The 11,163-nt window shown below is 68.5% G+C and carries 9 protein-coding genes; 3 read left to right on the top strand and 6 right to left on the bottom strand.

Annotation, left to right across the window (positions count from 1 at the left end; genetic code table 11):
- From B3446_RS16795 to B3446_RS16775, 5 genes are all read right to left on the bottom strand, one after another.
- Positions 1 to 954, bottom strand: a 954-nt coding sequence (locus B3446_RS16795) for an acyl-CoA dehydrogenase (RefSeq protein ID WP_291383523.1), incomplete at its 3' end; no start/stop codon positions are given.
- A gap of 56 nt (positions 955 to 1,010) precedes the next feature.
- A complete protein-coding gene (gene pdeM, locus B3446_RS16790; protein ID WP_291383521.1) occupies positions 1,011 to 1,682 on the bottom strand; it encodes a ligase-associated DNA damage response endonuclease PdeM in 672 nt (223 codons plus the stop codon).
- The gene (locus B3446_RS16785; protein WP_291383518.1) at positions 1,666 to 4,128 is read right to left on the bottom strand and encodes a ligase-associated DNA damage response DEXH box helicase; all 2,463 of its coding nucleotides are present in this window, start codon (positions 4,126 to 4,128) and stop codon (positions 1,666 to 1,668) included. The genes pdeM and B3446_RS16785 overlap by 17 nt, the downstream gene beginning before the upstream one ends.
- Positions 4,125 to 5,729, bottom strand: coding sequence for an ATP-dependent DNA ligase (locus tag B3446_RS16780; protein WP_191578763.1), 1,605 nt, complete (start codon positions 5,727 to 5,729; stop codon positions 4,125 to 4,127). The genes B3446_RS16785 and B3446_RS16780 overlap by 4 nt, the downstream gene beginning before the upstream one ends.
- A gap of 42 nt (positions 5,730 to 5,771) precedes the next feature.
- Positions 5,772 to 6,776, bottom strand: a complete 1,005-nt coding sequence (locus tag B3446_RS16775; protein ID WP_175125251.1) for a ligase-associated DNA damage response exonuclease — start codon at positions 6,774 to 6,776, stop codon at positions 5,772 to 5,774.
- A gap of 289 nt (positions 6,777 to 7,065) precedes the next feature.
- Between B3446_RS16775 and B3446_RS16770 the strand changes: the two genes are divergently transcribed.
- On the top strand, positions 7,066 to 8,469 hold the full coding sequence (locus B3446_RS16770) for a 3-deoxy-D-arabino-heptulosonate 7-phosphate synthase (RefSeq protein WP_291383514.1): 1,404 nt from the start codon (positions 7,066 to 7,068) through the stop codon (positions 8,467 to 8,469).
- Here the strand turns inward: B3446_RS16770 and B3446_RS16765 are convergent.
- Positions 8,448 to 9,413 (bottom strand): LysR family transcriptional regulator, encoded by a 966-nt coding sequence (locus B3446_RS16765; RefSeq protein WP_291383512.1) that lies wholly within the window; start codon positions 9,411 to 9,413, stop codon positions 8,448 to 8,450. The two genes, B3446_RS16770 and B3446_RS16765, sit on opposite strands and share 22 nt — an antisense overlap.
- 104 nt (positions 9,414 to 9,517) lie before the next feature.
- Here B3446_RS16765 and B3446_RS16760 point away from each other — a divergent pair, with 104 nt between their 5' ends.
- Both B3446_RS16760 and B3446_RS16755 read left to right on the top strand, forming a co-directional pair.
- The gene (locus tag B3446_RS16760) at positions 9,518 to 10,729 is read left to right on the top strand and encodes a CaiB/BaiF CoA transferase family protein (RefSeq protein WP_291383510.1); all 1,212 of its coding nucleotides are present in this window, start codon (positions 9,518 to 9,520) and stop codon (positions 10,727 to 10,729) included.
- A partial coding sequence (locus tag B3446_RS16755) for an alcohol dehydrogenase catalytic domain-containing protein (protein ID WP_291383508.1) occupies positions 10,729 to 11,163 on the top strand: 435 nt, incomplete at its 3' end. The genes B3446_RS16760 and B3446_RS16755, both read left to right, overlap by 1 nt.

Raw genomic sequence — 11,163 nt, 5'->3', positions numbered from 1 at the left:
CACGGGCAGATCGGCCATTACCTGCGCAAAGTCCGCGTCGCGGCACAACGGACCCGCGCCCAACGCCCGCGCGGCCCGTTCCACCACCACCGACGCAGCCGCTTCCACGGCCAGCCGCGCGCGGGCGCAGGCCAACGCACACGCGTCCCGCGGATGCGCGTCGATCTCGGCGGCGGTCTCCCGCAACACGGCCCGGGCCTGCGCCAGGGCGACGTCGATGGCGCCCAGATGCGCCAGCCGATGCGGGTCGGCGGAATGCCTGGGCATGGCCCGGTGCAAAGTCTGTGCAATGTGCAGCAACCCGCCGTACCAGCACGCCGCGATACCGGCGCCGCCGTGCAGAAATCCCGGGCGATGCACGTACGCGCCAGGCTCGCCAACCAGCGCACACCGCGCGTCTCGAAAGACCACGTCCACGCTTGCCGACGCGCGCATGCCCACGGCATGCCAGCCGGCATCGGTCACCTGCACACCGTCCTGATCCATTGCCACCGCGGCCAGACAGGCCTCGCCCGCCGGATTCCATCCGCTGACAAGCGCATGCGTGACGGCGGCCGCGCCGGAACACCACGCCTTGGTGCCTTGCAGCACCGCCGTGCCATCGGGCTGCGGAATGATCTGCACGCGATGATCCGGGGGCTCCGCGCACCACACCGCCCAGCGGCTCTTTGCAGGTGCAGCAGGCGCACGCAGTTCCGCCAGGATAGCGAGCGCATCGGTGTGTCCTTCGTAGAGTTTGACCAGACTCAGGTCCACCTCGGCCACGCGCGCCAACGCGCGCCACCGATCCAACGTTTGGCCCGACGCCGGCAAGGGCAGTTGATCGCATCCGTGTTCCACCAGGACGCGCAGCCAACGGCCGGGATCCAACGGCGCTTGGGCGTCGGATAGGACCTGATTCAATCGTTGGTGCGCGAAATGCCGTTGAGGTGACGGGTCGGAACGTTCGGTCATGGCGATGCGTAGGTGCTGCGTTGGGTTATGTCCCCGGACAGCAAGCGCCGTGCCCATCACCGCTTCGGCGGCGTCCAACCCAAGGGCAACGCATCGCCTTCCACGCAAGCGACCAACGAAGCCCCCTGCCCGCCCTGCACCGCATGGCCGCCGGTGAAATCGGAAAACGCCGGCAGCACGGTGATGCCTTCACGCAGCCAGAACGCGGGCCAGCTGCGCGGGACGCCCGGCACACGCGTTTTCGGGTGGACGTGGCCGGCGATCACGTGCCGGCCCTGCGTGTCCGGTGTCGGCAGGTGGCGGAACAGGAACGGGCCATCTGCCCACGCCTCGCCAAGCTGGCGCATGCCCAGCGCCGGGGCGTCCAGCGCGCGGTCATGGTTGCCGGCCAGCACCGCCACGTCCACGTCCGGATTCGACTCGCGCCACGCAATCCACGCATCGCGCCACGCGGCCTGCGCGGCGGGCCCGTGCAGGACGTCGCCCACAATCAAAAGCTCCGTGGCGCCCGTCGCGGCGATCAGGTCCGTCAGGCGCCGCAGGTCGTCCATCGTCGCCCCGCGCGGCACGGCGATGCCCGCCTGCCGAAAGACGTGGCTCTTGCCCAGATGCAGGTCGGCGATCACCAGCCGGGATCGCGCAGGCCAGTGCAGCGCGCGCGCCCCCAGCAGGACGACAGGCTCGCCTGCCAGCGCCATCGCAAGCCCCGCCTCAGGCGATTCGCGCATACCGCTTCTCCAGTTGCTCGGCGGCGCGCTTGACTCGTGCCTGCCAGGTTTCGGTGCTGAGCTGCCCGCGCAGGCTTTCCGTCCACAGCGGAAACGACAGCGGCGTGAGCGCGCGCGGCTCGCGCAAGGCCAGCTCGCGCCGCTGGCAGTCCTGCAGCGCCGCCAGGAGGCGAGGCGCCTCCAGTTGCAGTTCAAAGACTTCGCGCTCGGCCTGCGCCAACAGCAGGTGATCGGGATCGTAGCGGCGCAGCACGTCGTAGAGCAGCCCGCTGGAGGCCTGCACCTGCCGCAGCGAACGCGCCGCCGGCCCCGGCAGCGATGGCGTCAACAACCCCGCGACACGCGCGATCTCTCGAAACTGACGGCGCGCCATTTCGCCCAGATTGACGCCTTCGCGCAGGTCGTCGGCCATGTTGTCCGGGCTGAGCAGTGCGCGCAGCAGCGTGTCGTCCAGGGCTGCGGGTTCCGCCAGCGTCAGCATCAGGCCATAATCGTTGACGGTGTAGGAGATGGTGTTGGCCTGCCGCCGGCCCCAGCGCAGGGCGACCATCGCAGCGATGCCTTCATGCACGGCGCGGCCTGCAAACGGAAACAGGAACAGATGCGAGCCGCGCCGCGTCTTGATCAGTTCGGCCACCAGACGGCCGTGGTCGGGCAGCGCGCTGGCCTGTTCCTGGATGCGGAGCAGCGGGGCAACGGCACGCATCTCCGGATGCTCGCCGGGATGGGAGTAAAGGCTCTCGACCTCGCTCGCCAATTGCGTGGACAAGGGCATGCGTCCGCCCTGCCAGGTCGCGACGGGTCCGTCTCCGCCCTTTGCCCGCCGAACGTAAGCCACCATGCCCTCCAGCCGCACCAGTTCCAGCGTGCGCCCGGCAAATTGAAACCGGTCGCCGCGCCGCAAGCGCGCCAGAAAGCCCTCCTCGACCGATCCCAGGCCGCCGCCTCGCAGATATTTCACCGCCACCGCGCCGTCGGACGTGATGGTGCCGATGGACAGCCGATGCCGGAATGCGATGCGCCGGTCATGCACGCGATAGCAGCCGTCTTCATCGCGCACGACGCGGTGATAGTCCGGATACTTCGCGAGCGCGCGTCCGCCCTGCACGATGAAATCCAGCACGGCCTGCCAGGTCGCGGCGTCGAGCGTGGCGTAGGCATGCGTGCCGCGCACCTCCTCAAACAGATCGCCAGCTTCGAAGCCGCCACCCAGCGCCAGCGTCACGGCGTGCTGCGCCAGCACATCCAGGCTGCCGATGGGCGGCACGCGGGACTCGATCTCGCCGCGCGCGATCGCCTGCCGGGCCGCGGCATACTCGATCAGTTCCAGCGCCTGCGCGGGCACGCAGACCACGTTGCCGGACTCGCCGGGCCGGTGCTTGGCGCGGCCGGCGCGTTGCAACAGCCGCGCGACACCCTTGGGGCTGCCGATCTGCAGCACCTGATCCACCGCCGGAAAGTCCACGCCCAGATCCAGGCTGGACGTGGCCACGACGCAGCGCACCGTGCCGTCGCGCAGCCCTTGTTCGACTATGGCGCGCAGCTTGGGGTCCAGCGAACCGTGATGCAGCGCGAGTGTGCGCGGATCCTCGGGCCAGATCGATTCGAGCGCGCGGTGCCACAGCTCGGCCTGCGCCCGCGTGTTGGTAAAGAGCAGCGTTGCGCGCACATCGAACAGCCGCTTGAAGACCCGTTCCAGCTGCGACAGCCCCAGGTGGCCCGCCCACGGCAGCGCACGGCTGCGTTCAGGCAGCAAGGTGGAGATCTGGATCTTGCGCGGCCTGGCGCCGGCCACCAGGGCGCTTTCGGGCGCCTGCGGCAGCAGCACTGCGCGGGCCTCATCCAGGTTGCCCAGCGTGGCGGACAACCCCCACGTTCGAGCCGCCGGCGACAGCTTGCGGACCCGCGCCAGGCATAGCTGCAGCAGCACGCCGCGCTTGTTGCCCAGCAGTTCATGCCATTCGTCGACCACGATGCAGCGCAAGGCGCGAAAGCGCATCGAAGCGTCTGCATAGGACAGCAGCAGCGCCAGCGATTCCGGAGTGATCACCAGCACGTGCGCCTTGCCCTGCCGCGCCAGCCGCTTGTCGCGTGCGCTGGCGTCGCCCGTGCGCAGCGCAACGGTCCAGTCAATGCCCAGTTCGGCCGCCGTCTGCGTCAAGGCCCGCGTCGTGTCCGCAGCCAACGCGCGCAGCGGCGTCACCCACAAGACGCGCGGACCTTCGCCGGTGGCCGCCTTTGCCGGCATGTCTTCCGAAAGCGCTTCAAGCAACGGGCCGCCAAATGCCGCCAGCGTCTTGCCGCTGCCGGTGGGCGTGTGCAGCAGGCCCGACTCGCCGTCCAGATAGCGGCGCCACGTCTCGCGTTGAAAAGGCGCGGCTTTCCAGCCGCGCGCCGCAAACCACGCGACCAGCGGCGCATCCCTGCCCCGGGCCGTGCCGCTCATCGTGCCAGCGCCTTCAGCGTGTCCAGCTGATCAGCCTGATCCGCCGGCTTGTCGTGCCGCCAGCGCAGGATGCGCGGAAAGCGCACGGCGATTCCGGACTTGTGACGCTTGGAGATGTTCACGCCTTCGAAGCCCAGTTCAAACACCTGCACCGGTTCGACCGAGCGCACCGGACCGAAGCGCTCGCGCGTGTGCGCCCGCAGCCAGCGGTCCAGTTCCAGAATCTCTTTATCGTCCAGGCCTGAGTAGGCCTTGGCAATGGGCACCAGCGCGTCGCCTTCCCACAGCCCGAAGGTGTAGTCGGTGTAGAGCGTGCTTCGGCGGCCGTGGCCCGACTGCGCGTACAGCAGCACGGCGTCGATGGTGAGCGGGTCGATCTTCCACTTCCACCAGTCGCCGCGCCGCCGCCCGCTTTGGTATGGCGCGCTGCGGCGCTTGAGCATGAAGCCTTCGACGCCGCGCTCGCGCGATTCGCCGCGCAGCGCGTGGGCCTCGTCCCAGCTTGCCGGCGCGACGGCCGGCGACATCCGCAGCCGTGGGTCGGGATGGCGGCGCAGCAGCGCCTCCAGGCGCTCGCGGCGCTCGGCCTGCGGCAATTCGCGCAGGTCCTCGCCTTCAAGTTCGAGCAGGTCATACGCCAGCAACTGCACCGGCGCCTCGGCCAGCCACTTGGGACCGGGTTTCAGGCGCTGGATGCGGGTCTGCAGGGCCGAGAACGGCATGGGGTCCGTGTTGCCGTCCTGCCAGGCCAGCAGTTCCCCGTCGATGACGCAGTCCACGTACAGCGCGGCGGCCGCCGTTTCAACTTCCGGAAAGCGGCCGTCCAGCCGCTCTTCGCCACGGGACCAGATGGACACCTCGCCACGCCGCCGGATGAGCTGCGCGCGGATGCCGTCCCACTTCCATTCGAGCAGCCATTCGTCGATGGGCCCAAGCACGGCGGGATCGCCTTCGAGCGGTGACGCCAGGAAAAACGGATACGGTTGCTGGCGGTCGCCGGGCAGTTCCTCGGCGCTGAGCAGATCGCGCAGGAACGCCGGGCTGGGCGACCACGCGCCCAGCATGCGCTGCGCAATGCGGGCGATGGGCACCCCCGACATTTCGGCCAGCGCCTGCTGCACCATGCGCTGAGACACGCCGACGCGCAGCGCGCCGGTCAGCAGCTTGTTGAAGACCAGGCGTTCTGCATAGGGCAAGCCCAGCCAGGCCGAGACGACCACCTCCCGCCGCTCGGTCTCGTCGCGGTTCGCGACGGGTAAGAGAATTTCTTCGATCCAGTCAGCCAGGCCGCGATCCGGCGCGGCCACTTCCGGATCCGGGACGAGCAGCGCCAGAGTTTCAGCCAAGTCGCCGACCTGGTCATAGCAGGCGTCCAGCAGCCAGGGCGCAGTGCTGGAAGCGTCGGCCGCCCAGGCCCGCAACTCGCCAACCCCCGCGATCTTCTTACGTGTGCTGGTGATCTTGCCGCCGGCCAGCAGATACAGCGCCCAGACCGCGTCGCGCGGCGGGGCATCGCGGAAGTACGCCACCAGCGCCGCGCGCTTATCCAACGTGGCGGTGCTGCGGTCCAGCTCCTGATACAACGCCGCGAATCGCTTCATGCCTGCGTCCGTTCCCCTGTCGATCTTCGTTCGATGGCAGCCCTAATCGTCTTCGCCATACTGCGTCACCAGCGTCTCGGCGGCGATGCCGGATTCATTCAACGTACGCACCAGCGCCTCGGTGTCGCCGTGCGTGGCAATGACACGCTTGGCGCCGGTGTCGTGGATGGTGCGCAGCAGGTCAGGCCAATCGGCATGGTCCGACACGACAAAGCCGCGGTCCATGTTGCGGCGCCGGCGGTTGCCGCGCAGCCGCATCCAGCCGGACGCGAAGCCATGCTGCGCCTTGCGGAAGCGCCGCAGCCATGCACTGCCCGCCGCCGACGGCGGCGCCAGGATCAGCTCTCCAGCAAATCCCGTTCCCGAGGCCGCGGAAGGGCCATCCGCGTCGATGACCAGGCGCGTGTCGGCGAGCGGCACGCCGGCCTTGCGATAGACGTCCACCCCCGCGGCGATCGCACCGTGCAGGTAGACGGGCCGGTCCGCAAAGGGGATCAGTTCGGCCAGCACGCGCTGCGCCTTGCCCAGGGCGTAGCAATAGAGAATGGCGGCCTCGCCGCGCGCGGCGCAGTGGTCGCGCCATTGCACGATGTCGCGCGCCACGTCCGAGGCGCTGGGCCAACGGTAGATAGGAAGACCAAAGGTGGCCTCGGTGATGAAGGTGTCGCAGGGCACGACTTCAAACAGGCTGCACGTCGGATCGGGCTGGCGCTTGTAGTCGCCGGACACGACCCAGACTTCGCCATCGACTTCGATGCGCACCTGCGCCGATCCCAACACATGGCCCGCCGGATGCAGCGACACGCGCGCATTACCCAACGTGAAGACTTCGCCATATGCATGGACCCGGTAGTCCTGGTCGCCCAGCCGCCATTGCAGGATGGGCAAGCCTTCGGCGCTGGTGTGGTAACGCCCCATGCCGGAACGTGCATGATCGCCATGACCATGCGTCAGCACGGCGACCTCGACGGGCCGCCACGGATCGATATGAAAGCCGCCGGCTGGGCAATACAGGCCTTCCGGACGCAATTGCACGATGTCGCGCATGGCACCTCCCGATCGGCGCGGCGCAAGAATTTCGCCGCTGCCAGTTTTCGGTTATACCTCGCGGCAACGCAGAAAAAGCGATCCAAAAGCGCGCCGCTAACATCCGATGAGGAATTAAAAGTTCAGTTGCAGACGCGGGGCAACGGATGCCGGTAGTGTTGAACGGTGGCTTAAAGGAGAGAATATGCGTACCAATCACATCCTCGCGATTATTGTCGTGGTCGTTGTCGCTTCGGTCGCCTTGTCGATCGTGCCTTGGTAGCGAGGACGGCCATGACGCGGAACCTTCATGCCCCCTGCTTTGCCGCATTCCCTGCTGGACCTGACGCTGCGCGCCATCCCGCGTCGCTATCGCGTGGGTCCGCTGCCCGCGGCCCGCAGCGGGCTTGAAGTTTCCGACCCGGCGACGGCGCTTGCCATCGCCATCGAACAGGCCCGCGTTGCGCTGAGTGCAGACGCAGCGCCGTCATCCGCCTGTGAACGCCTGTTCGTAGACGCGCTCTCGCAACTGATTCGGGACGCACTGCGCGAGCGCGGCGGAGATTCTGCGTTTCAGGCCATGGTGCTGCGGCATCAATCCCCTCTGGTGCGCGAATACGCGTCGTTGTCGGCGCACGCCCAGGCGGACCGGCGCGCGATACGTACTGCGGTCGATGCGTTTGCGCATCCCGGCAAGCGCCGCGGGATGCCGGCCGGGCCGTTGGTGGTCGCGCTGACGTCGTTGCATGCGGCGGCGGCGGCCGAGGACTGGGCGGCATTGACGCAAGGTGCCGAGCGCCTGCTTGCGGCGCAGCCCTCGGATGCCGCGACAAGCCCGGCGATTTCCGCGCCGCTGGACCGGTTGCTGAATGACCCCGCCTTGGCGCGTCTGCGCCGCATGAAGACGTTATCCACGGATCCGCTGGTGCAACGCTATCAACATCTTTGGCAACGGCAAGGTCCCCGCCCCGGCACGCCGCAGGCCGCCGCGCAGGGGCTGGACGCGCGCCGCCGCGGCATCGCCGTTGAAGCGTTGGCCGAAGGCGCCATTGCCGCAATGGCCACGCAGCTTGCGCAAAGGACGGGCGACAGTTATCGGGTGGTCACGTCAATGCACGTCCCGGCGTCGATCCCCGGCAACGCAGACCGCGCCAAGACCGAATGGGACGTGGCACTGCTGCGCCAGTCGGCCGGCGACGCTGCGGCGCCGGTATGGGATGTGTGCCTGCTGGTCGAGGCCAAGGCATCAACGGACGCGGCGACGACCGATCTGCCCCGCTTGCTGCGCGGTCTGCGGTTGCTTGCGCACGCAGACGCGCAGACCATTTATGTGTTCGAGAGCCACCAGGGGCCGGTGCGGCTGCGCGGTGCGGCGTTGGCGGCGCTGTCGGCGGACGACGCTGATCTAGCCCGGACGATTCTCTACTTTTCCGACGCGCCGGCGGATACCGCGCCTCGGCTGCTGAATGCCGCTGGCCGGATGCAACTGCTGTCAGCGCAGGAAAGCCTGGACTTCGCCAGCGCGTTGGCCGCAGGCGAGGCGCCGGATGCGTCGGCACTTTCGCCGGTGTGGCAACAGTTGCTGGTTGCGCCTCGCTGGAGCGCCGTGCTGAACCAGTTCGCGCTGTTGCGGCAGGTGCGTGAGCTGATGGTGCATGTGGATGACGTGCACGCTGCCATCACGCGCTTGGGTCAGGATCGCGTCGGCGCATAAGCGCATTCGACCGCGGCTGCTCCACGCCAATCGGGCGCATGCCGCTCGATGTGCGCGCGGATGAAATCCGCCAGCACGCGCGTCGCCATGGACGGGAACCGGTTGGGCGCGGTAAGGAGGTAGATGGCGTTGCCCACCCCCTCGGGCTCATAAGCGGGCAGCACTTGCACCAGCGTCTCGTCACGCAGCAATTCCCACACGGCATAGCGGGGCAGCAGCGCCACACCCAAACCCGCCAGCACTGCATCGCGCAGAAACGGATAGTCGCCTGACTGCAGCCGTGGCGCGACGCGCAGAATCAGCGGGTCGCCATGCGCCTGATTGAGCCGCAGGTCGAAGCGCCGGCCCAACGATTGCGGCGCGATCAGGTCGCAGCGGCCCAACTGCTCCATGCGTTGCACCGGCCCGTTGCGCGCCAGGAAATCCGGCGACGCGCACAGGCACCACTGAATGTCGCACAGCCGCCGCGCCACGTGATCTTCAGGCGGCGACGAAGTGATCTTGAGGGCAATGTCGACTTCGGCGGAGATCAGGTCGCCGATCCCGTCGTTGATGTGCACACGCAGCGCAATGTCGGGATGTGCACGGGCAAAATCCAGCAGCACGGGGGCAAGATAAAGGTGGCCCAGGCCAGTGGGCAGCCGGATGCGCACATCGCCGCGCACGGTCCCATCCAGGCTGTCGATGGCCGCCTGCACCGCGCGCATCTCGTCCAACAATCGGATGCCGTGCTGGTACAGCAACTGGCCGGCCTGCGTCAGCTCGACATGCCGGGTGGTGCGCCGGAACAGCTGCGCGCCCAGATCGAGTTCCAGCCGCTTCAGGCGGTGCGACATGTTCGACCGCGTCATGCCGCAACGCTGCGCCGCCGCGCTGAGGTTGCGCGACTCGACCATCGCGACAAACAGTCTGACGAGGTTCAGGTCCGGCTTATTGTCAATCATGGTTCACCATTCCCGGCACAAACCGGTGGATTGTCCAATGCGTCGGCCGAGTCTAGCATCGTCTTCATCGCCTTCGAACCCTTGCTCTGGACCGACATCCGCCCATGCCCTCCCCGTTCACCGACGCTTCCAGCGGCCCCTATTCCGGACTGCGTGTGCTGGACCTCAGCCAGGGCATCGCTGGCCCGTACTGCGCGCAGATGCTGTGGCAGCAAGGCGCCGACGTCGTAAAGGTGGAACCGCCAGACGGCGACTGGGGCCGGCACGTCGGTGTGCTACGCGACGACCAGAGCGCACTATCCATCGCCTACAACGCCGGCAAGCGCGGCGTGTGCGTGGACGCGCGCCAGCCGCAAGGCAAAGTGCTGCTGGCGGACATGGCGCGGCGCGCGGACCTCGTAATCCAGAATTTCCGCCCTGGGGTCGCCGAACGCATGGGGGTGGGCTACGAAAGCCTGGCCGCACGTTGCCCGGGGCTGATCTACGTGTCCATCAGCGGCTACGGACCGGACGGCCCCTACGCCAACGCGCCCGCCTCCGACTCGGTGATGCAGGCGGACAGCGGCCTGATGTTCGCCAACCAGACTCCCGCCGGCGAGCCGCGCCGCATCGGCCTCCTGATGGCGGACATCGCCACCGCGCTGTACGCCGTGCAGGCAGCCAGCGCCGCGCTCTATCAGCAGGCGCGCAGCGGCCGCGGCCAGCATGTGCAGCTGAATCTGCTGCAGGCCTGCGCGGCCTTGCAGGTGAACGACATCCTTGCGTATGGCATTGCGGGACAGCGGGAGGCCGTGGCAGTCAGCGCCCCCAATGGCGTCTTCGACACCGCGGATGCGCGTCTGTCCGTGCTGGCGTTGAACAACGACCAGTTCGCGCGGCTGTGCCGCGCGCTCGAACGAACCGACTGGCTGGCGGACCCCGCCCTGTCCACCAACGCGGGGCGCATGGCGCAGCGCGAGCGCCTGCATCGGGACATGGAGGAACAACTGGCGCGGCACCCTGCCGCGCACTGGGTGGAACGCCTGGCGCGCGAGGACGTGCTGCATGCGTACGTGCGGGATTACGACGGCCTGGCGGCGCATCCGCAGGCGGCGCACCTCGGGCTGCTGGAACCGCTGGCGCAGCCCGGCGGCGAGCCCCTGCCCTATGCGCGCGCGGCCGGGGCCTTGTCACGCCGGCCGCTCACCGCAGCGCCGGCGGTCGGAGAGCACACCGTGGATGTGTTGACCGAGTGGGGCGTCGCGCCTGCCGACATCCAGGCCATGCTGCATGCCGGCGTGCTGCGCCAGGCGGAATGCGGCAAGGAGGCCCGCTGATGCGCGCCCTGATCTGCCACCGCCATGGACCGGTTGAGGAAGTGTTGCCCGGCGAGCTTCCCGAGGCGCCCGCGCCCGCGCCCGACGAGGTCACCATCGCCGTCGAGCATGCCAGCGTCAGCCATGCAACCAAGCTGCTCATCGAGGGACGCTATCAAAGCCGTCCGCCGCTGCCGTTTGCGCCCGGCACGGAGGCCGCGGGCCGCGTCATCGCGTGCGGCGCCAAGGTCACGCGGTTCAAGCCCGGCGACAAGGTGGTGGCGCTGGCGCGCTGGGGCTGCTATGCCGAGCGACTGACCTTGCCGGAATACACCGTCTATCCCGTGCCCGACGATCTGCCGCTTCTGACCGCGCTGCCCATTCCCATCTCGTACGGCACGGCATGGGGCGCGTTGTTGTGGCGCGCCGCGATGCAGCCCGGCGACACGGTGCTG

The sequence above is a fragment of the Achromobacter sp. UBA5777 genome, assembly GCF_002418565.1.
Lineage (GTDB): Bacteria > Pseudomonadota > Gammaproteobacteria > Burkholderiales > Burkholderiaceae_B > Achromobacter > Achromobacter animicus.
Note: the sequence above shows the minus strand (reverse complement) of the source record. Positions and strands in the feature narration are given on the sequence as shown.

What these genes read in the sequence shown, in the direction of transcription:
- pdeM (WP_291383521.1), bottom strand. Translation starts at nt 1,682, where the DNA reads ATGCGCGAATCGCCTGAGGCGGGGCTTGCGATGGCGCTGGCAGGCGAG.
- B3446_RS16770 (WP_291383514.1), top strand. Translation starts at nt 7,066, where the DNA reads ATGCCCCCTGCTTTGCCGCATTCCCTGCTGGACCTGACGCTGCGCGCC.
- B3446_RS16775 (WP_175125251.1), bottom strand. Translation starts at nt 6,776, where the DNA reads ATGCGCGACATCGTGCAATTGCGTCCGGAAGGCCTGTATTGCCCAGCC.
- B3446_RS16780 (WP_191578763.1), bottom strand. Translation starts at nt 5,729, where the DNA reads ATGAAGCGATTCGCGGCGTTGTATCAGGAGCTGGACCGCAGCACCGCC.
- B3446_RS16760 (WP_291383510.1), top strand. Translation starts at nt 9,518, where the DNA reads ATGCCCTCCCCGTTCACCGACGCTTCCAGCGGCCCCTATTCCGGACTG.
- B3446_RS16765 (WP_291383512.1), bottom strand. Translation starts at nt 9,413, where the DNA reads ATGATTGACAATAAGCCGGACCTGAACCTCGTCAGACTGTTTGTCGCG.
- B3446_RS16785 (WP_291383518.1), bottom strand. Translation starts at nt 4,128, where the DNA reads ATGAGCGGCACGGCCCGGGGCAGGGATGCGCCGCTGGTCGCGTGGTTT.